General features: G+C 66.8%; 21 protein-coding genes and 1 other RNA gene. 10 read left to right on the forward strand and 12 right to left on the reverse strand.

Annotated features, from left to right (window positions below; translation table 11 throughout):
- Positions 1-129: 129 nt before the first annotated feature.
- The 4 genes from ACPEH8_RS02515 (at position 130) to ACPEH8_RS02530 (ending at position 5,924) form a co-directional block, all read left to right on the forward strand.
- The gene (locus ACPEH8_RS02515) at positions 130-3,300 is read left to right on the forward strand and encodes an efflux RND transporter permease subunit (protein WP_017356103.1); all 3,171 of its coding nucleotides are present in this window, start codon (positions 130-132) and stop codon (positions 3,298-3,300) included.
- A 25-nt stretch (positions 3,301-3,325) separates the two neighbouring features.
- On the forward strand, positions 3,326-4,063 hold the full coding sequence (locus tag ACPEH8_RS02520; RefSeq protein ID WP_136005904.1) for an SDR family oxidoreductase: 738 nt from the start codon (positions 3,326-3,328) through the stop codon (positions 4,061-4,063).
- Complete coding sequence (locus tag ACPEH8_RS02525; protein WP_017356105.1) at positions 4,057-5,487, forward strand: efflux transporter outer membrane subunit; 1,431 nt, start codon at positions 4,057-4,059, stop codon at positions 5,485-5,487. Before ACPEH8_RS02520 ends, ACPEH8_RS02525 begins: the two co-directional genes overlap by 7 nt.
- Before the next feature lie 170 nt (positions 5,488-5,657).
- The gene (locus tag ACPEH8_RS02530) at positions 5,658-5,924 is read left to right on the forward strand and encodes a hypothetical protein (protein ID WP_017356106.1); all 267 of its coding nucleotides are present in this window, start codon (positions 5,658-5,660) and stop codon (positions 5,922-5,924) included.
- An 11-nt stretch (positions 5,925-5,935) separates the two neighbouring features.
- On the opposite strand, the gene ACPEH8_RS02535 is transcribed toward ACPEH8_RS02530, so the two are convergent.
- From ACPEH8_RS02535 to ACPEH8_RS02555, 5 genes are all read right to left on the reverse strand, one after another.
- Complete coding sequence (locus ACPEH8_RS02535; protein WP_136005906.1) at positions 5,936-6,319, reverse strand: VOC family protein; 384 nt, start codon at positions 6,317-6,319, stop codon at positions 5,936-5,938.
- Between the two features lie 98 nt (positions 6,320-6,417).
- Complete coding sequence (locus ACPEH8_RS02540) at positions 6,418-7,293, reverse strand: endonuclease/exonuclease/phosphatase family protein (protein WP_017356108.1); 876 nt, start codon at positions 7,291-7,293, stop codon at positions 6,418-6,420.
- 148 nt (positions 7,294-7,441) lie between these two features.
- A complete protein-coding gene (locus ACPEH8_RS02545; protein ID WP_262071942.1) occupies positions 7,442-8,110 on the reverse strand; it encodes a hypothetical protein in 669 nt (222 codons plus the stop codon).
- Positions 8,111-8,115: 5 nt separating this feature from the next.
- Positions 8,116-8,526, reverse strand: a complete 411-nt coding sequence (locus ACPEH8_RS02550) for a hypothetical protein (protein WP_017356110.1) — start codon at positions 8,524-8,526, stop codon at positions 8,116-8,118.
- A 312-nt stretch (positions 8,527-8,838) separates the two neighbouring features.
- Positions 8,839-9,300, reverse strand: a complete 462-nt coding sequence (locus ACPEH8_RS02555) for a hypothetical protein (protein ID WP_262071941.1) — start codon at positions 9,298-9,300, stop codon at positions 8,839-8,841.
- A gap of 157 nt (positions 9,301-9,457) precedes the next feature.
- Here ACPEH8_RS02555 and ACPEH8_RS02560 point away from each other — a divergent pair, with 157 nt between their 5' ends.
- Positions 9,458-9,664 (forward strand): hypothetical protein, encoded by a 207-nt coding sequence (locus tag ACPEH8_RS02560; protein WP_313217795.1) that lies wholly within the window; start codon positions 9,458-9,460, stop codon positions 9,662-9,664.
- Positions 9,665-9,951: 287 nt separating this feature from the next.
- Here the strand turns inward: ACPEH8_RS02560 and ssrA are convergent.
- Positions 9,952-10,354: a transfer-messenger RNA gene (ssrA, locus tag ACPEH8_RS02565) on the reverse strand.
- Positions 10,355-10,514: 160 nt separating this feature from the next.
- Between ssrA and ACPEH8_RS02570 the strand changes: the two genes are divergently transcribed.
- On the forward strand, positions 10,515-10,919 hold the full coding sequence (locus tag ACPEH8_RS02570; protein WP_136005922.1) for a hypothetical protein: 405 nt from the start codon (positions 10,515-10,517) through the stop codon (positions 10,917-10,919).
- A 73-nt stretch (positions 10,920-10,992) separates the two neighbouring features.
- Here ACPEH8_RS02570 and ACPEH8_RS02575 read toward each other — a convergent pair whose 3' ends face one another.
- Complete coding sequence (locus ACPEH8_RS02575; protein WP_136005925.1) at positions 10,993-11,904, reverse strand: LysR family transcriptional regulator; 912 nt, start codon at positions 11,902-11,904, stop codon at positions 10,993-10,995.
- Between the two features lie 132 nt (positions 11,905-12,036).
- On the opposite strand from ACPEH8_RS02575, the gene ACPEH8_RS02580 reads away from it, so the two are divergent.
- The gene (locus ACPEH8_RS02580) at positions 12,037-12,717 is read left to right on the forward strand and encodes an isochorismatase family protein (RefSeq protein WP_423665931.1); all 681 of its coding nucleotides are present in this window, start codon (positions 12,037-12,039) and stop codon (positions 12,715-12,717) included.
- Positions 12,718-12,765: 48 nt separating this feature from the next.
- On the opposite strand, the gene ACPEH8_RS02585 is transcribed toward ACPEH8_RS02580, so the two are convergent.
- The 3 genes from ACPEH8_RS02585 to smpB form a co-directional block, all read right to left on the reverse strand.
- Positions 12,766-13,125 carry a hypothetical protein gene (locus ACPEH8_RS02585; RefSeq protein WP_017356117.1) on the reverse strand — a complete coding sequence of 120 codons (360 nt, stop codon included), beginning with the start codon at positions 13,123-13,125 and terminating at the stop codon, positions 12,766-12,768.
- 90 nt (positions 13,126-13,215) lie between these two features.
- Positions 13,216-13,350: a DUF6691 family protein gene (locus tag ACPEH8_RS02590; RefSeq protein ID WP_316044097.1), complete on the reverse strand. Its 135-nt coding sequence runs from the start codon at positions 13,348-13,350 to the stop codon at positions 13,216-13,218.
- Positions 13,351-13,375: 25 nt separating this feature from the next.
- Positions 13,376-13,879, reverse strand: coding sequence for an SsrA-binding protein SmpB (gene smpB / locus ACPEH8_RS02595; protein ID WP_017356119.1), 504 nt, complete (start codon positions 13,877-13,879; stop codon positions 13,376-13,378).
- A 61-nt stretch (positions 13,880-13,940) separates the two neighbouring features.
- Here smpB and ACPEH8_RS02600 point away from each other — a divergent pair, with 61 nt between their 5' ends.
- Positions 13,941-14,369, forward strand: a complete 429-nt coding sequence (locus tag ACPEH8_RS02600; RefSeq protein ID WP_026070781.1) for a type II toxin-antitoxin system RatA family toxin — start codon at positions 13,941-13,943, stop codon at positions 14,367-14,369.
- Between the two features lie 3 nt (positions 14,370-14,372).
- A complete protein-coding gene (locus ACPEH8_RS02605; protein WP_262072368.1) occupies positions 14,373-14,633 on the forward strand; it encodes an RnfH family protein in 261 nt (86 codons plus the stop codon).
- 18 nt (positions 14,634-14,651) lie between these two features.
- Here ACPEH8_RS02605 and ACPEH8_RS02610 read toward each other — a convergent pair whose 3' ends face one another.
- Entirely contained in the window at positions 14,652-15,047 is a 396-nt protein-coding gene (locus tag ACPEH8_RS02610; RefSeq protein WP_136005931.1) for an outer membrane protein assembly factor BamE, read from the reverse strand.
- Positions 15,048-15,150: 103 nt separating this feature from the next.
- On the opposite strand from ACPEH8_RS02610, the gene fur reads away from it, so the two are divergent.
- Positions 15,151-15,558, forward strand: coding sequence for a ferric iron uptake transcriptional regulator (gene fur, locus ACPEH8_RS02615; RefSeq protein ID WP_005409235.1), 408 nt, complete (start codon positions 15,151-15,153; stop codon positions 15,556-15,558).
- A 181-nt stretch (positions 15,559-15,739) separates the two neighbouring features.
- Here the strand turns inward: fur and recN are convergent, their stop codons facing one another.
- Positions 15,740-17,401, reverse strand: coding sequence for a DNA repair protein RecN (gene recN, locus ACPEH8_RS02620; protein WP_136005934.1), 1,662 nt, complete (start codon positions 17,399-17,401; stop codon positions 15,740-15,742).
- Between the last annotated feature and the right edge of the window lie 93 nt (positions 17,402-17,494).

Consider the following 17,494-nt stretch of genomic DNA (forward strand, 5'->3'; position numbering starts at 1 on the left):
CAGCCGACCCACCCTCGGCTCTGCCGTTTCTGCCATCGCCCCATGCAGGGGCACCCTGCCACCGCTGTCGCCTTCGACAGCGGCCGGGGCCCTGCACGCCGGCGTTGGTGAACACCCAGGAATCCACCAATGGACTTTTCCCGTTTCTTCATCGACAGGCCGATTTTCGCGGCGGTGTTGTCGATCGTGATCTTCGCCGCCGGCCTGATCTCCATACCGATGCTGCCGATCGGCGAGTACCCCGAAGTGGTGCCGCCGTCGGTCGTGGTGCGCACCGTCTACCCGGGTGCGAACCCGAAGGTGATCGCTGAAACCGTCGCCACCCCGCTCGAAGAGGCCATCAACGGCGTCGAGGGCATGATGTACCTCAAGTCGGTGGCCGGCTCGGACGGTGTGCTGCAGATGACCGTCACCTTCCGCCCGGGTACCGACCCGGACGAGGCGGCGGTGAAGGTGCAGAACCGCGTCGCCCAGGCGCAGGCACGCCTGCCCGAGGACGTACGCCGGCAGGGTGTCACCACCCAGAAGCAGTCGCCGACGTTCCTGATGGTCGTGCACCTGACTTCGCCCAATGGCAAGTACGACACCCTGTACCTGCGCAACTACGCCCGCCTGCACGTCAAGGACGCGCTGGCCCGGATTCCCGGCGTCGGCGATGCGCAGATCTTCGGCGGTGGCGACTACGCCATGCGCGCCTGGCTGGACCCGGACAAGGTTGCCGCGCGCGGCCTGACCGCGTCGGATGTGGTCGGCGCGATGCGCGAGCAGAACGTGCAGGTCTCGGCCGGCCAGCTGGGCGCCGAGCCGATGCCCAACAGCCAGTTCCTGACCCTGATCAATGCCCAGGGCCGCCTGCGCAGCGAGCAGGAGTTCGGTGACATCGTGCTCAAGAGCGGCGCCGATGGCGAAGTGGTGCGCCTGTCGGACGTGGCCCGCGTCGAGCTGGGGGCGGGCGATTACACCCTGCGCTCGCAGCTGGACGGCAAGAACGCCGTGGGCATCGGTATCTTCCAGGCCCCCGGTGCCAACGCGCTGGAGATCCGTGATGCCGTGATCGGCACGATGGATGAAATGCAGAAGGCCTTCCCGGCCGACGTGAAGTACGAAGCGGTGTACGACACCACCATCTTCGTGCGCGATTCGATCAAGGCGGTGGTTTCGACCCTGCTGGAAGCCATCGCGCTGGTGGTGCTGGTGGTGATCCTGTTCCTGCAGACCTGGCGCGCCTCGATCATTCCGTTGATCGCGGTGCCGGTGTCGATCGTGGGTACGTTTGCCGCACTGTACGTGCTTGGCTTCTCGATCAATACGCTGAGCCTGTTTGGCCTGGTGTTGGCGATCGGCATCGTGGTCGATGACGCGATCGTGGTGGTGGAGAACGTCGAGCGCAACATCGAGGAGGGCCTGTCGCCCACCGCAGCGGCGCATCAGGCGATGAAGGAAGTGTCCGGCCCGATCATCGCGATCGCGCTGGTGCTGTGTGCGGTGTTCGTGCCGATGGCCTTCCTGTCCGGCGTGACCGGCCAGTTCTACAAGCAGTTCGCCGTCACCATCGCCATCTCCACGGTGATCTCCGCGATCAACTCGCTGACCCTCTCGCCGGCCCTGGCCGCGCGCCTGCTCAAGCCGCACGGTGCGCCCAAGGATGGCCCGAGCCGTCTGATCGACCGCCTGTTCGGGTGGGTGTTCCGTCCGTTCAACCGCTTCTTCAAGTCCAGCTCTGAAAAGTACGAGCGTGGCGTGTCCAAGATCCTCGGCCGTCGTGGCGCAGTGTTCGTGGTGTACGCGGTACTGCTGGTGGGTACCGGCTTCATCTTCAAGCTGGTGCCGCCGGGCTTCATCCCGACCCAGGACAAGCTGTACCTGATCGCCGGTGTGAAGCTGCCGGAAGGTTCCTCGATCGCGCGTACCGATGAAATGCTGCGCAAGGTCGCCAAGATCGCCCAGGAAACCGACGGCGTGGCCCACACCATTTCGTTCCCGGGCCTGAACGCGCTGCAGTTCACCAATACGCCCAACACCGGCGTGGCGTTCATTCCGCTCAAGCCCTTCAATGAGCGCCACGGACGCACTGCCGCGGAGATCAACGCCGAGATCAACCAGAAGATCGCCGGGCTGCAGGAAGGCTTCGCCTTCGCGATGATGCCGCCGCCGATCCTCGGGCTGGGCAACGGCAACGGCTACCAGATGTTCATCGAGGACCGTGGCAACCTGGGCTATGGCGCGCTGCAGAACGCCGTGCAGGCGATGCAGGGTGCGGTGGCGCAGACGCCGGGCATGGCCTTCCCGATCACCAGCTACCAGGCCAACGTGCCGCAGCTGGATGCCGAGGTGGACCGCGTCAAGGCCAAGGCCCAGGGCGTGCAGCTGACCCAGTTGTTCGACACGCTGCAGACCTACCTTGGTTCCTCCTACGTCAACGACTTCAACCAGTTCGGTCGCACCTGGCAGGTGATCGCCCAGGCCGACGGCCAGTTCCGTGACAGCGTGGAAGACATCGGCAAGCTGCGTACCCGCAATGACCGTGGCGAGATGGTGCCGATCGGTTCGATGGTGACGGTCAAGCAGACCTTCGGCCCGGACCCGGTGCTGCGCTTCAACGGCTATCCGGCTGCCGACCTGGCCGGCGAAGCCGACCCGCGGATGCTGTCTTCGGCCGAGGCGATGAACAAGCTGACCGAAATCGCCGGGCAGGTCCTGCCGGTGGGCATGACCACCGAGTGGACCGACCTGAGCTACCAGCAGGCCACGCAGGGCAAGGCCGCCTTCATCGTGTTCCCGGTGGCGATCCTGCTGGCGTTCCTGGTGCTGGCCGCGCTGTATGAGAGCTGGTCGCTGCCGCTGGCGGTGATCCTGATCGTGCCGATGACCCTGTTGTCCGCGTTGTTCGGCGTGTGGCTGACCGGCGGCGACAACAACGTGTTCGTGCAGGTTGGCCTGGTGGTGCTGATGGGCCTGGCGTGCAAGAACGCGATCCTGATCGTCGAGTTCGCCCGGGAGCTGGAGATGGGCGGCAAGGGCATCGTGGAAGCCGCGCTGGAAGCCTGCCGCCTGCGACTGCGCCCGATCGTGATGACGTCCATCGCCTTCATTGCCGGCACCATCCCGCTGGTGCTCTCGCACGGTGCCGGTGCGGAGGTACGCTCGGTAACCGGCATCACCGTGTTTGCCGGCATGCTGGGCGTGACCCTGTTCGGCCTGTTCCTGACCCCGGTGTTCTACGTGGCCCTGCGCAAGTTCGTCAGCCGCAACGGCGGCGGCAAGCTGGTGACCCACGGCGAACCCACTCTCCACCATTGATTCCCTACCCCGCGAGGTTGTTCACATGAATACCGCTACCCAACAGATCGCCCTGGTCACCGGTGCCACCCGCGGCATCGGTCTGGAAACCGTCCGTCAACTGGCCCAGGCCGGCGTGCACACGCTGCTGGCCGGGCGCAAGCGCGACGTCGCCGTGGCCGAGGCGCTCAAGCTGCAGGCCGAAGGCCTGCCGGTCGAAGCGATCCAGCTGGACGTCGGCGATGCCGCCAGCATCGCCGCGGCGGTGCAGACCGTGACCGAGCGTCACGGCCGCCTGGACATCCTGGTCAATAACGCCGGCATCCTGCTCGACGACATCAAACTGGCCCCGTCGGCGCAGACCCTGCAGACCTGGCGCGATACCTTCGACACCAACGTGTTCGCGGTCATCGCCGTCACCCAGGCGTTCCTGCCGCTGATCAACGCGTCGCCGGCCGGTCGCATCGTCAACGTGTCGAGCATCCTCGGCTCGCTGACCCTGCACAGCCAGCCGGGCTCGCCGATCTACGGCTTTGCGGTGCCGGCCTACAACGCCTCCAAGAGCGCGGTGAACGCCTGGACCGTGCAGTTGGCCTATGAGCTGCGCGACAGCACCACCAAGGTCAACACCGTGCACCCGGGCTATGTCAAAACCGACATGAACGGTGGCGAGGGCGAGATCGAGATCAGCGAAGGTGCGCGCTCCAGCGTCGGCATGGCGCTGATCGGTGCAGATGGTCCCAACGGCAGCTTCACCTACCTGGGCGAGGTGCTGCCGTGGTGATCCGCCTGTTGACCGCGGCCGTGACCAGCGCGCTGCTGGCCGGCTGCGTCAGCGTCGGCCCGAACTACAAGGCGCCACCGGCCGAGCCGGTGACCCTGCAGGGGGCCGCCGCGCCGGTGTTCAGCGCCACCTCCCCGGTCGCCAGCTGGTGGGCGCAGTTCGACGATCCGGTGCTGGAGCAGCTGGTGCATGACGCACTGGGTGCCAACCTGGACCTGCGCATCGCGATGTCGCGGGTCCGCGAGGCCCGTGCCGTGTTCGTCGAACAACGCCTGGACCAGCTGCCGCACGTGACCAGCGGTGGCAGCTATGACCGCCGCAAGCAGCCCGACGCCACCGTGGGTGGCGAGCGGGTCTTCAGCGAGACCTACCAGCTCGGCTTCGACGCCGGCTGGGAGCTGGACCTGTTCGGCCGCCAGCGGCGGGCCGCCGAAGCGGCGCGCGCCGATCTCGGCGCCGAGCAGGACAACCTCGCCGATGCGCAGGTCACCGTGGCCGCCGAGGTGGCGCGCAACTACTTCGAACTGCGCGGTACCCAGAAGCGCATCGACGTGGCCAAGCGCACCCTGGTCAACCTGCGCGACACCCAGAAGCTGACCGAAACCCGCTGGGAACTCGGCGCGGGCAGCGAGCTGGACGTGCAGAGCAGCCGGGCGCGCCTGAAGGCGATCGAAGCAGACATCCCGCTGCTGGAAGTGGCCGAGGTGCAGTCGCGCCACCGTCTGGCGGTGCTGCTGGGTCAGCGCCCGGATGCACTGGACAGCGTGCTGCAGCCGCGCGAGGTGCCGGCGTATGCCAAGGCATTGCCGCTCGGTGATACCACCGATCTGCTGCGTCAGCGTGCCGACGTGCGCGTGGCCGAACGTCGGCTCGCCGCAGCGACGGCGCGTGTCGGCGTGGCCACCGCCGACCTGTTCCCGCGGATCAGCCTGAGCGGCTTCGTCGGCTTCCTGTCCGGCGATGCCAGCGGCCTGGTCAACGGCAGCAACAAGGCATGGTCGGTGACGCCGTCGATCAGCTGGGCCGCGTTCGACTTCGGCACGGTCAAGGCCCGTCTGCGGGCCAGCAAGGCCCAAGCCGACGGCGCCGCCGCCGAGTACGAGAAGGCGGTGCTGCTGGCGCTGGAAGACACCGAGAACGCGTTGACCCGCTACGCCAAGCAGCAGGCGCGGTTGTCGATCGTCGCCGAGCAGGCGCAGGCCGCGCGGCGTGCCGAGCAGCTCGCGCAGATCCGCTACCGCGAAGGGTCCGAGGACTTCCTGACCCTGCTCGACGCGCAGCGCACCCAGCTGGCAGCCGATGACGCGCTCGCCGAGGCCGAATCCACGGTCAACGTCAGCGTCGTCGGTGTGTACAAGGCGCTGGGCGGGTGGGGTCAGCAGCAGGCAAGCGCGGCCGTGGCAGTGGTCCCGTCGAACCGCTGAGAAGACCACGACGACCGGGAGCCCCGATGGGCTCCCGGCCGTTGTCGGGCGTAGGAATATGCCGTGATCGTGCGTAGCGGGCGTGCCGATGGCGACAGATGACGGCATTGCCTCTGCCCGCCGTGGGGGCGCCGGTGCTACAAGCCGGTAACCCTTCAGGAGTCGCCGACATGCCGCAGCCGAAACCTTCCTTCTTACAACTGGCCTATGGCGATCCCGGCCTTGCCGACGCCGGGCTGTCTCTGGGTGTGGTGGTCCTGCTGGTGGTGGGTGCCCTGGTGGTGGCCGTGGCGTTCATCCGCATGAACGACGCGCTGCTGGACATGGGGCTGCTCGGCACGGGCGTCTTCCTGGCCATCGGTGCGCGCATCTACCAGGCACGCAACCAGCACCACGCACTGCATCGCCTGATCGAGCGCAGCCTGCAGCGCCGCTGAGCCTCAGGGCCTCAGGGCCACACGGTGGCCGGCGCCCGTCCATCATCGCCGCGCATGCGCACGATGCAGAACCGATGCCCGGTTGGCGCTTCCATCACCCACCAGCGTTTGACGAAACCGATGCGGCGCGCGCCCAGTTTCTCCAGGCGCTCGGCTTCGGCATCGATGTCGTCGCTTTCGATGTCCAGATGCACGCGCGAGGCGTGCGTTACCCGCTGTACCTCGACATTCAGACCGGCCGGTGCCCCTTCCAGGTCGGCATACTCCGCGCCGTCCTCGGCACGGGCGGGTGCGGCGCGGTAGCCCAGCGCCGCCGACCAGAAGGCGGCGGCGTCATCGGCAGGGCTGTCCTGGCAATCGATGATGAATCCGGCCAGACGGCTGCGATGGGGCATGGTCCTGTCCTCGTTGGAGAATGGGGACCTCTATCGCACCGTCGCCATCGACGCGATGTGATGCCGCTGGACCGCCCGTGGGCCGTCCGGCGGGGGCGTTACCTGCCCGCGGCAGCGGTGGGCGCGGCAGCACGCAGCTCCGCCTGCACCGGGTAGTGGTCCGAGGGCAGCACGCCGCCGGGCGTCTGGTCCAGCGTGCTGAAGCGGTCCACGGTGAAGCCGCGCACCAGGATCCAGTCCAGCTCCACCGTCGGCTTGCCGGTGAAGTCGTGGAAAGTCAGGCGCGGGCCATCGACCTTGCCGGCGAGTCTGCGTGCGTCGCCGAGTGCGGCGGTGAACGTCTTGTAGGTGTCGCTGCCGGGCTCGCTGTTGAAATCGCCGGTGACCACCACCGGGATGTCCTTGGGCAGCGACGCCAGCCGCGAAACGATCAGCTTCGCGCCGAGCACCCGGCGCGGCTCATCCTCATCGCGGTAGGGCAGGTGGGTGTTGAACAGATAGAAGCGCTGGCCGTCGGCCTGCCGCTGGAACAGCGCCCAGGTCACCATGCGCGGGAACAGGTTGCCCCAGGTGATGCTGCCCGGCACATCCGGGGTATCGGACAGCCAGAAGTCGCCGGATTCCAGCACCTTCAGGCGCGCCGTGTCGTACAGCACGCCCATGTGTTCGTCGCCGTTGCCGCCGCGGCGGTCCTTGCCGAACAGCGCGTAGCCCGGCAGGTGTGCGACCAGATACTCGCCCTGTTTCCGCACCAGTTCCTGCGTACCGATCACCTCGGGCTTCTGCTCGCGGATCAGCGTGACCATCGCATCGCGACGGTCCTCCCAGCGCTTGCCCGGGTCGGTATCGGCAGGCGTACGGACGTTGAACGACATGACCTTCAACGCGGCCGGGGCCTGCGCCCAGGCAGTGCCCAGCGGGGCGGCGACCATCATCAGCGCCAGCAGCGCGGGCCGACGGAAACGAGACAGCATGTGGAATCCCTCCATTCCATGAAAACGTTCTCAAAGGGTCGCATGGAAGCAGGGAGAAAGGCTATGCGGGACATGGCGGATCGCGGGCGAACCGACCCGGACAGCGCGCATGGCCTCTGCGCCGTATCGCCGCCCACCGCCGATGCGCTCAATTGGAGAGCAGGACCATCCCGATCGTGATGTTGATCAGCGAGCCCAGCACCAGCACCCACGCGGTGGACAGGATCGTGTTTACCCAGGAGCGCTGCAGCGCCACCTTCAGCCACACGGCCTGCACCGCCACATACCAGAGCGCGGCGATCACGCCGACGGTGACGCCGAGCGTGGTCGACAGCGCGCCAGGCAATCGCACGAATACCATGCTGGTGGACAGGGCCACCGCGAACGGTGCGGTCAGATAGCACTGCATGAAGAACGGACGGCGCAGCGACTCGCGGGTCATCGGCAAGTGCTTGCGCCGCAGCAGATGCGTGGTGGTTACCAAGGGCCAGATCGCGAAGGTGATCGAGCGGTACAGCAGCAGGCTTTCCTCATTGCCGAACACTGAGCGCGACAGTACCCCGGTCCCCACGATCTGCTGGTGCATCATCAGCTCCACCCCGTGCGCCACCAGCACTGACAGCATCAGGAACATCGGCGGACTGATCGCATCGTCGAACTGCCGGTCCAGCTTCTGCGTCAGCTCGGTGTTGACGTACTGCGCCATCCGGCGCGGATGCACGACCACCCGATACAGGGTGCGCGGAAAGAACAGAAACCAGGTGCACAGCTCGTACAGGAATTCTTCAAGCGACCGCAGGAGCTTGAGGAAGTCCATCGGCGTCAGCGCACGCCGACGGTCAGCGTGAACGGCACTGTCTCACCCCGACGCCCCGACGCACGCATCTGGTAGACCTGTACCGTGTAGCTGCCGCTGGCGGGCAGGGCGCCGCGCCAGGGCATCCCGACACTGCCCTGGCCCAGTGCTTCGGCGCTGCCGGGCTGTTTGCCGGGCGCGAACACATTGAAGTTGGCATTGCTGCTGCCGGCGATCGATACGGTCATGGTCTGCCCAGCCTTGGCGACCAGCGCGTAGCGCGCATCGTCGCGCCCTGTGAACCGTCCCTTCAACGTGGCGCTGGTGGCGCCCTTGGCGAAATGGATGGGCGTGGCGGTGGGCGCGGAAGTGGGCTGCGCGGACAGCGGGGCGGCGGCAAGCAGAGTGGCGAGGGCGAGCAGGCGAAGGGCGGTCATGGCGGTTCCGGGCAGGTGGCAGGCCGCACCAGCATCATGGGTGGGGCATCAACGGGCTGTGGAGATGCTGCAACGACTGGCCGGTGATGGCGGTCATGCAGGGCACCGCCCAGCCCCCAGCCTTGAGGCTGGCAATGAACACAGCCGCATTCTCCGTAATCGACATCCGCTGCGCTACGCCGCAGGACAAGGCCTAGCGCGGCGATTGATACAGTTGTCCAGCACGAACCTGCCCGCGCGGATCAGATCAACGTGTGGGTGCAGGCCACCGCATCCCACGTGCTGCACCACGTAACGGGGGCCCCGCGTCGTTCACCTGCATGGCCGAACCGACAGGACGCTGGCGGTCACGGCGTCGATGTCCACCCGGTAGTTTGCGTGGTCGCGCCTGCGGCTGCAGATGCAGATGAAGGTACCCGGCGACGCATGCGCCGGGTGCTCGAACCATAGATAGGTGACCGCCTCGGCGTTGCCGTTGATCATGAGTTCGCCCGGCACCCTGGTGAACTTCCGCTTGTCGCCGGCGACGACGTACAGCGTCGCGTCGAGCCCTTCGGCATCGTGGCTCCACAAGACGGCCAGGTGCTGGCGATCGGGAGCAACCATGACCAGAAGCCCGAGGTGGTTTGCAAGGCGCAGCAGCTCACCTTCCCAGCGCCAGCACACCTCAATGACCTTGCTGGGTTCCCAGCCCAAGCCGATCATCCGGTCCAGGGTCATGCGTGCATCGATGACCCTGCCGTCTGCCCGGATACGCGCAAGCTCGCTGATCACAACCATTTACTCCAACAGGTGGGGGATCCGGCGGAGATCGATGTCGCCAGGGTCGGCCGGGTGCTACGGTCCAGAACTTTCGTGAGCGCCTCTGCAGCCCCCGTCGTTCCGCGCGGGCAGGCCGCCGCCATAGGGTACGCATGGCGGCCTGTTCTCGATGAATGAGCGTCGTTGCGATGCGATGAGCGATCTCCTTCAACTCGACACGCTTACTCTTCAAGTCCATGAGGTGCCGCTGCGCAGGATGCCGCATGGTCCAGGCAGGATGTTCGTGCAGACGCATGGCTCCGGCAAGCTGCTGATGAACTTTGCCGACGGTGTGAATGAGTGGGGCAAATCTCTGGCACTCACCGAAGCGCAATAGGAAGATTTGGGTCGGCAAGCGTTTCACAACGCACTGCCGGACCTGGAGCGCATCTCAACGGGACGGCTCTCATCCTGGACCAGATGGAAGGCCAATACCCCACAGTACATAGGGCAGCGTCGCTCAGCGGCATAGGGGTATCGGGTTTTGGGGTAGGGCGGACACCCTTTGGATATACCCCCAAGCATCTCATGGGGTGCAACGTACAACCCCGGACAACAAAAAAGCCGGAACCCCTTGTTTGATGAGGGATTCCGGCCTTCTGTGGCCCTTGCGGGGCCATCTGATGGTGGAGGTGGGCGGAATTGAACCGCCGTCCGAAGGCACTCCATCCCCGGTACTACATGCTTAGCTCACCGTTGGATCTCATCCTGTGGCAGCACGGTGTGCAAAGCGCACCCCAGGACCAGCCTGCTTTAGTTAAGTCGTGACTGACAGGCAGCCATCACAACCGGTTCCGTGATAATGACCCTACACCTACGAGCACGGGCACAAGTAGGTTCGGGGGTTCGCCTTAGGCGGCTGTAGAACTAAACGCTAAAGCTGTTTTTAGGCAGCGATTGCGAAGTCGTTCGAACCGTAGTTGTCGTCGTTGGCAACTAGAAGTTTGCTGCTGGATTAACGAGGAAAGCGGCCCCCTCGGCATGCACCAAGTAACTTCACAACCCCCGTCGAAACCAATGCACCCCCGGTTTCTTCAAGAACAGTAAGGTTTTCAAACCTTCGACCTTGTCCGAAGACAGCGCCGCAGGTTCACCTGACACCGCGAATCCTACGCCTATTTGGCTGAACAGTCACGTTGGGCCGTTTCCTTCTACCATGCCCCCAGCTCTTCTCCACTGGACCTCCCATGCTGCTGCCAGGACGCCGGCCCCCCTTCGACGCACGTATCAGCGCGCCGCGTGTGCCTGCCCCGTTGAGTGTGTCCCACCTGGAGCCGGGCGGCATTGTGCTGTCCGAGGGGCTGGCGCGGCAGACGATACCGTTCGATGACCACGGGCCGCGCTGCGACAACCCGGCCTTGTTCGATGCGCTGCGGAAGCTGAACGCAGACGGGATTCCGTTCCAGTACCAGCCGCAGGTGGTGGATGCGCCGGCACGGCTGATGGCTTGGTGGCAGGAGACCGGCCGGCTGGCGGACACCTTCTCGGAAATCGCCTGGCTGTCGCCGGAGCAGTGGCGCATCACCTCCATCCCGGTGCCGGTGCAAGGGGTGATGGGCTGGGACGGACGCGCAGGTCCCTTCGCGGGCTGAGTCAACAGCCGCAGCGCGGGCAGGGGCGTCCCGATGGGCGCACCGCGCGGGGGACCGCCGCGCACGCGCGCGCTCAGTCTTCCTGCAACTGCTCGAAGCGCATGGCGAGGTAGTCGATCAGTGCACGCACTGCCGGCAGCAGGCCCCGGCGTGAGGGGAATACCGCGTGCACGATGCCGTGGTGCGGCTGCCAGTCGGGCAGCAGGCGGACCAAGCGGCCATCGGCCAGTTCGTCGCAGATCATCATCGTGGGCAGCATCAGGATGCCCACGCCGGCGACGGCGGCTGCGCGCAGCGCGACCATGTCGTCGCTGACCATGCGCGGTACGTGGTGGACCAGCGCCACGGCGCCGTCGGCGGCGGTCAACTGCCAGGCATGGACCTGGTGCGCGGCGCTGAGGTCAACGCTGGGGAAGTGCGCAAGGTCGGCCGGTACGGTGGGCACCGGCGTGTGGGCGAACAGCGACGGGCTGGCCGCCACGCACCAGTTGCGGGTGGCCAGTACGCGCACGATCAGGTCGCTGTCAGCCAGCGGCGGCGGCCGGACCCGGATGGCGATGTCCAGGCCTTCGCCGATCACATCCACGCGCCGGTTGGTGGCGTCCAGGTGCAGCGAGACTTTCGGGTGTTCGGCCAGGAAGTCGGCCAGCATCACCCCCATGCGCGCATGCAGGATGGCGACCGGCACCGCGATGCGTACCGTGCCACGCGGCTCGGCGCGCGACAGGGCGATCGCCTCTTCCGCCGCTTCGGCTTCGACCAGCATCGCCTTGCAGTGCGCATAGTACTGCTGGCCCACCTCGGTGACAGAGAAGCGGCGGGTGGAGCGGTGGATCAGGCGGACACCGAGCCGTTCCTCAAGCAGGGCGATGCGACGGCTGAGTTTGGACTTGGGAATGCCCAGCGCCCGCCCGGCCGGGGCGAAGCCGCCATGCTCGACCACATGCGCGTAGTAGGAGAGGTCGTTGAGGTCGAGGGTGCTCATGTCGAGCATCGTTCATCTGGTGGGACGCTGAGGATAGAACCTGCTGGCTACCGGGTCCATCGTTCCGTGAATAGTCTGGATCGCATGGTTCGGCAGCCTGCCGGCCAGCCCCAGACACCCGAGGACCGCCAGATGAGCACCCCCGCCAACTTCAACAACGCCGCCCCCGTGATCGACCCGGCCAATGCGGCCATGCTGTTGATCGACCACCAGAGCGGCCTGTTCCAGACCGTGCACGATATGCCGATGCCAACGTTGCGCGCCCATGCCACCGCGCTGGCGCAGATGGCGACGCTGACGAAGATGCCCGTGATCACCACCGCATCGGTGCCGCAGGGGCCGAACGGGCCGTTGATTCCGGAGATCCACGCCGCCGCGCCGTATGCGCAGTACGTGGCGCGGCGCGGCGAAATCAACGCCTGGGACAATCCCGACTTCGTTGCTGCGGTGAAGGCGACCGGTCGCCGCCAGCTGATCATCGCCGGCACCATCACCAGTGTCTGCATGGCGTTCCCGTCTATCGCCGCGGTTGCCGACGGGTACCAGGTATTCGCCGTGATCGACGCCTCCGGCACCTATTCCAAGATGGCGCAGGAAATCACCCTGGCACGGGTGGTGCAGGCCGGCGTGGTGCCGATGGACACTGCCGCGGTCGCCTCGGAACTGCAGAAGACCTGGCACCGCGAGGATGCGGCGCAGTGGGCGCAGATCTACACGCAGATCTTCCCGGCCTACCAGCTGTTGATCGAGAGCCATGCCAAGGCGCAGGACGTGGCGTTGCGCCAGGAAGTGCTGGATTCGCAGCGCGGGTAGGACCCCGCGCCTGGGTGGGCCTGCCGAACACGGCCGGCCCCGACCGGCTCAGCCGCGCGGGCCGTGCTCGCGCAGGCGGCGGCTGTCCGCCTGGTGACGGGCCTTTTCCTTGCGCACGCGGTTGTGCTCGTTGCGCAGCGCCGATGCCTGCTTGCGGACTTCCGGCTCGGTCTGCTGCATCAGCGTCTGCAGTCGCGCGATCAGGACGGCCTGTTCGCGGCTGGGGGCGGCGTCGCCCAGATCGCGTCGCACGTTGCGCAGCAGGTAGGTCAGCACCTTCAGCAGGGCGGCGGGGTCCATCGTGCGGGTGAGTTCGGAAAACACGAACTCCAGGGCAGCCACATCGGCCGTGAGGTCGGCGACTGCGTCTGCCGGGTGCGCCGAAGCCTGGGTTTGTTCGAGGGTCACGCGCCGTTCCTGTGCTGTATTGAGGATGGATTCTGACACTTGTAAGGCCCGCGCAGGGGATCGGCCTGCACGGTCTCCTGCAACGCCGCCTCAACGGCGCGATTGCCAGCGCTGCACGGCCACGCCGGCCAGCATCACGGGGACGAACCACAGCGCCTCCAGCGCGCCGATGCCCAGCCGGACCAGGGCCGGTCCCGGACAGCAGCCGGTCAGGCCCCGGCCCACGCCGAACAGGGCGGCGCCGGCGGGGTCAGGCGTCGCGGTTGTGGCGGCGCATGGTGCGCGACTTTTCGCGGGCCCAGTCGCGGTCCTTTTCGGCATCGCGCTTGTCGTGGGTCTGCTTGCCCTTGGCCAGGGCGATTTCCAGTTTGATCTTGTTCTTGCTCCAGTACATCGCGGTGGGCACGATGGTGTAGCCGTCGCGCTGGACCTTGCCGATCAGCTTGTCGATCTCGCTGCGGTGCAGAAGCAGCTTGCGCTCGCGCCGGTCGTTGGCCACCACGTGGGTGGAGGCCTGGATCAACGGGGTGATCTGCGCACCGATCAGGTAGATTTCGCCGTCACGCACGTAGGCGTAGGCATCGATGATGTTGCCGCGCCCGGCACGGATCGACTTGACCTCCCAGCCCTGCAGGGCCAGGCCGGCTTCGAAACGGTCCTCGATGTGGTACTCGTGGCGGGCACGCTTGTTGAGCGCGATGGTTTTGTTGGCCGTCGCGTTCTTTGCTTTATCCTTGCCGCTGTTCTTGCTCATGTCCGTATTGTCTCCGATTCGGGCCTCCCCGGTCGATTCATCAGCACACCAGTACCGCCGCATGCCAACTATCCGCCGTAGTGCCCTGGTCGAACATTCGGCTGCCCGTATGTTCGACCTGGTCAATGATATTGACGCCTATCCGCGCCGCTTCCGCTGGTGCTCGGCCTCGCAGATCCTGGAATCCGCTCCGGATCGCCTGGTGGCGCGCCTGGACCTGGGTCTGGGTTCGTTCTCGACCTGGTTCATGACCGAGAACGCGTTGCAGCGACCGTGCAGCATCGACATGCAGCTGCGCGATGGTCCGTTCAAGCGCCTGCATGGGCGCTGGGAATTCCATGCACTTGCCGAGGATGCCTGCAAGGTGACCCTCACGCTGGAGTTCGAACCGAACTCCCGCCTGCTCGGGCCGGCGCTCGCGCTGGGCTTCCAGGGCCTGGCAGACCGCATGGTCAATGATTTCGTTCGTGTCGCCGACGAGCAGGACTGAACGATGATCCGGGTGGAGGTGGTGCTGGCCTGGCCGGACCGTGCCGAGGTCCGCGTGCTGTCCCTGTGCGAAGGGGCCACCGTCGGCGATGCGATCCAGGCGGCGGCCATCGAGGGCAGTGCGCAGTGCCCGGCGGTGGCCGTGCATGGCCTGCTGGCGACCGCCACGCAGGTGCTGCACGACGGCGACCGGGTCGAGCTGCTGCGCCCCCTGCTGGCCGACCCCAAGGACAACCGCCGCCGGCGCGCGGGCGCCGGCCGCTGATTGCCGTGCCGCGGGGCCTCAGCGGCCGCGCTGCTTCTTCTTGTCCTTGGCCAGGTTGCGGCCGAACTGGCGGATGCTGGTGCGGGCGAGTTCGGCGTCCTGGTTCGGGAAGTAGTCGCCCTCCCAGCGGGTCACCAGGTCGTTCTCGAAGAACACCGTGAAGTTCTTCACTTCAGTGTTGCCCAGCCGGTTGATGCGCTGGCTGGCGGTGTAGTCCCAGCGCTGGGCGTGGAACGGGTCGGGAATGGAGGGAGTGCCGAGCAGGGCATTGACCTGCTGCTTGCTCTGACCCACCTGCAGCTGACCGACGGCCTGCTCCCGGATCAGGTTGCCCTGATAGATGGGTTGCTTATAGATGATGCCGCAGCCCGTGGTGGACAGGGCAACGGCGGCGACCAGCAGGAGATTGCGCATCGGGAATGGCGTTTGGGGAAATCGAGTCGATGATACACTCCCGACGTGTCGCCGCGACCCAATCCGAGGCAGCTGGCGCTAAATCGCCAATGAACGGAGAATTATGGAAACCCACGACCTGCGCAAAGTCGGCCTGAAGGTGACCCATCCGCGGATGCGGATCCTTGCCCTGCTTGAGCAGCGCAACGCCCAGCACCACATGACCGCCGAGGACATCTACCGCCAGCTGCTCGAGCACGGCGACGAGATCGGCCTGGCGACGGTGTACCGGGTGCTGACCCAGTTCGAGGCCGCCGGCCTGGTCCTGAAGCACAATTTCGAGGGCGGCCAGGCCGTCTATGAACTCGATCGCGGCGGCCACCACGACCATATGGTCGACGTGGACAGCGGCAAGATCATCGAGTTCGAAAGCCACGAGATCGAGGAGCTGCAGCGCAAGATCGCGGCCGACCACGGTTACGAGCTGGAAGAGCACTCGCTGGTGCTCTACGTGCGCAAGAAGCGCAAGTAACCGCCAGACGGCTGTTACGCGGGTAGCTCCCGCAAGTAGCTCCCGCAAGGCACGGCGCAGGCGTTCCCAACGCCGCTTGCCGGCCGCCCGACCGTCGGCGGCCGTTACGGTGGCCATGCCGTCGGTCGGGGTGCAACGCAGCGACGACCGGGGGTCGTCGCCTGCCGGTTGTCAGGGCCGGTCAGGCCTGCAACAGTTTCCGCGCCGCGGCGCGGGCTTCCTTGGTGACTTCCACCCCGCCCAGCATGCGCGCCAGCTCTTCCTCGCGCGCCCGGGTGTCCAGCTTCTCGACCGCGCTCTGGGTCATGCCGTCCACCGGTGCCTTGCTGACCCGGTAATGGGCATGGCCTTTGGAGGCCACCTGCGGCAGATGGGTCACGCACAGCACCTGGCGCTTTTCGCCCAAGGCGCGCAGCTTCTGCCCCACGATGTCGGCCACGGCGCCGCCGATGCCCGAATCCACTTCGTCGAAGACCATCGTCGGCACCGCGTCCAGGCCCAGGGCAGCCACCTCGATCGCCAGCGAGATCCGGGACAGTTCGCCGCCGGAGGCGACCTTGCGCAGGGCGCGGGGAGGCTGGCCGGCATTGGCCGCGACCAGAAACTCGACGCGCTCGGCGCCGTTGGGGTCCGGCTTGGCCACGGCCTGGGGCTCGATGTCGATCAGGAACTGGCCCCCGCCCATGCCCAGCTCGCCGATCAGGTCGGTGGTGGTCTGCGACAGGGCGGCTGCGGCCTGCTGGCGGCTGGCGCTGAGCGCGGCCGCCACGGCCTGCCATTGCCCGCTCGCGCGCTGGATCTCGCCTGCCAGGGCCTGCAGGCGCTCGTCCGCGCCCCGCAGCTGTTCGACCTCGGCGTCCAGTGCGTCACGGTGTTCGCCCAGGGCTTCCATCGGCACCCGATGCTTGCGCGCCAGATCGTGCAGGCGGCCCAGCCGGCGTTCGATGTCCTCGAACTGCTCCGGATCGGCGTCGAGGTCGTCATGGACCCGGTCCAGCAGCGACAGGGCTTCATGCAGCTGGATGGACGCGCTGTCCAGCAGCGCGTCCACCTCGCCCAGGCGGGTGTCGTGTTCGGCCACCCGGGCGAGATCATGCCGGGTCTGCTGCAGCAACTGCAGGACGGACACGTCGTCGTCGCCGTTGAGGCGGCCGGCGGCCACATCGCAGGCGCTTATCAGCGCGCTGGCGTGCGCCTGCCGGCGATGGCTGCTGCCCAGCGCCACGATCGAGGCGGGGTCCAGGTCTTCGCGCTGCAGTTCGCCCAGCTGGTGTTCAAGGAATCCGATGCGGTCGCTCACGTCTCCCTGTTTGGACAGGGCCTCGGCCTCGTCCACCAGTGCCTGCCAGCGGGCCGCCGCCTGGCGGACCTGGCTGCGTTCGGCCTCGTTGCGGGCGTAGGCATCCAGCAGGGCCAGCTGCGAGGGCCGCGACAGCAGGGCCTGCTGTTCGTGCTGGCCGTGGATCTCCACCAGGGTGGCGGCCAGTTCGGTGAGCTGTGACAGGGTGACCGGCCGGCCGTTGATCCAGGCCCGCGAGCCGCCGTCGGCACGGATGATCCGGCGCAGCTGGCACTGGTCCTCGTCGTCGAGCTCGTTGTCGCGCAGCCACTGCCGCGCCGGCGCATCGGCCGGCGGGGCGAATTCGGCCGACAGCTCGGCGCGGGCGGCGCCGTGGCGGACCACGCCGCTGTCGGCGCGCAGCCCGGACAGGAAGCCCAGCGCGTCCACCATCAGCGACTTGCCCGCGCCGGTTTCGCCGCTGACCACGGTCATGCCCGGCCCGAATTCGAGTTCGGTAGCGCGGACGACTGCAAAATCCTTGATCGATAGATGTCTAAGCATGGTCTGAGGTTCGTGAGCCGCGCAAAGCTAGCATGGGCGAGGGGCGGCTCCAATGACTTGCCAACGCCGGGTCCAGCCATTATCTAAGGGGGC

It is taken from the genome of Stenotrophomonas sp. NPDC077461 (assembly GCF_049545475.1).
Lineage (GTDB): Bacteria > Pseudomonadota > Gammaproteobacteria > Xanthomonadales > Xanthomonadaceae > Stenotrophomonas > Stenotrophomonas nematodicola.

What these genes read in the sequence shown, in the direction of transcription:
- ACPEH8_RS02515 (WP_017356103.1), top strand. Translation starts at nt 130, where the DNA reads ATGGACTTTTCCCGTTTCTTCATCGACAGGCCGATTTTCGCGGCGGTG.
- ACPEH8_RS02520 (WP_136005904.1), top strand. Translation starts at nt 3,326, where the DNA reads ATGAATACCGCTACCCAACAGATCGCCCTGGTCACCGGTGCCACCCGC.
- ACPEH8_RS02530 (WP_017356106.1), top strand. Translation starts at nt 5,658, where the DNA reads ATGCCGCAGCCGAAACCTTCCTTCTTACAACTGGCCTATGGCGATCCC.
- ACPEH8_RS02535 (WP_136005906.1), bottom strand. Translation starts at nt 6,319, where the DNA reads ATGCCCCATCGCAGCCGTCTGGCCGGATTCATCATCGATTGCCAGGAC.
- ACPEH8_RS02540 (WP_017356108.1), bottom strand. Translation starts at nt 7,293, where the DNA reads ATGCTGTCTCGTTTCCGTCGGCCCGCGCTGCTGGCGCTGATGATGGTC.
- ACPEH8_RS02545 (WP_262071942.1), bottom strand. Translation starts at nt 8,110, where the DNA reads ATGGACTTCCTCAAGCTCCTGCGGTCGCTTGAAGAATTCCTGTACGAG.
- ACPEH8_RS02550 (WP_017356110.1), bottom strand. Translation starts at nt 8,526, where the DNA reads ATGACCGCCCTTCGCCTGCTCGCCCTCGCCACTCTGCTTGCCGCCGCC.
- ACPEH8_RS02560 (WP_313217795.1), top strand. Translation starts at nt 9,458, where the DNA reads ATGAATGAGCGTCGTTGCGATGCGATGAGCGATCTCCTTCAACTCGAC.
- ACPEH8_RS02570 (WP_136005922.1), top strand. Translation starts at nt 10,515, where the DNA reads ATGCTGCTGCCAGGACGCCGGCCCCCCTTCGACGCACGTATCAGCGCG.
- ACPEH8_RS02575 (WP_136005925.1), bottom strand. Translation starts at nt 11,904, where the DNA reads ATGAGCACCCTCGACCTCAACGACCTCTCCTACTACGCGCATGTGGTC.
- ACPEH8_RS02580 (WP_423665931.1), top strand. Translation starts at nt 12,037, where the DNA reads ATGAGCACCCCCGCCAACTTCAACAACGCCGCCCCCGTGATCGACCCG.
- smpB (WP_017356119.1), bottom strand. Translation starts at nt 13,879, where the DNA reads ATGAGCAAGAACAGCGGCAAGGATAAAGCAAAGAACGCGACGGCCAAC.
- ACPEH8_RS02600 (WP_026070781.1), top strand. Translation starts at nt 13,941, where the DNA reads ATGCCAACTATCCGCCGTAGTGCCCTGGTCGAACATTCGGCTGCCCGT.
- ACPEH8_RS02605 (WP_262072368.1), top strand. Translation starts at nt 14,373, where the DNA reads ATGATCCGGGTGGAGGTGGTGCTGGCCTGGCCGGACCGTGCCGAGGTC.
- ACPEH8_RS02610 (WP_136005931.1), bottom strand. Translation starts at nt 15,047, where the DNA reads ATGCGCAATCTCCTGCTGGTCGCCGCCGTTGCCCTGTCCACCACGGGC.
- fur (WP_005409235.1), top strand. Translation starts at nt 15,151, where the DNA reads ATGGAAACCCACGACCTGCGCAAAGTCGGCCTGAAGGTGACCCATCCG.
- recN (WP_136005934.1), bottom strand. Translation starts at nt 17,401, where the DNA reads ATGCTTAGACATCTATCGATCAAGGATTTTGCAGTCGTCCGCGCTACC.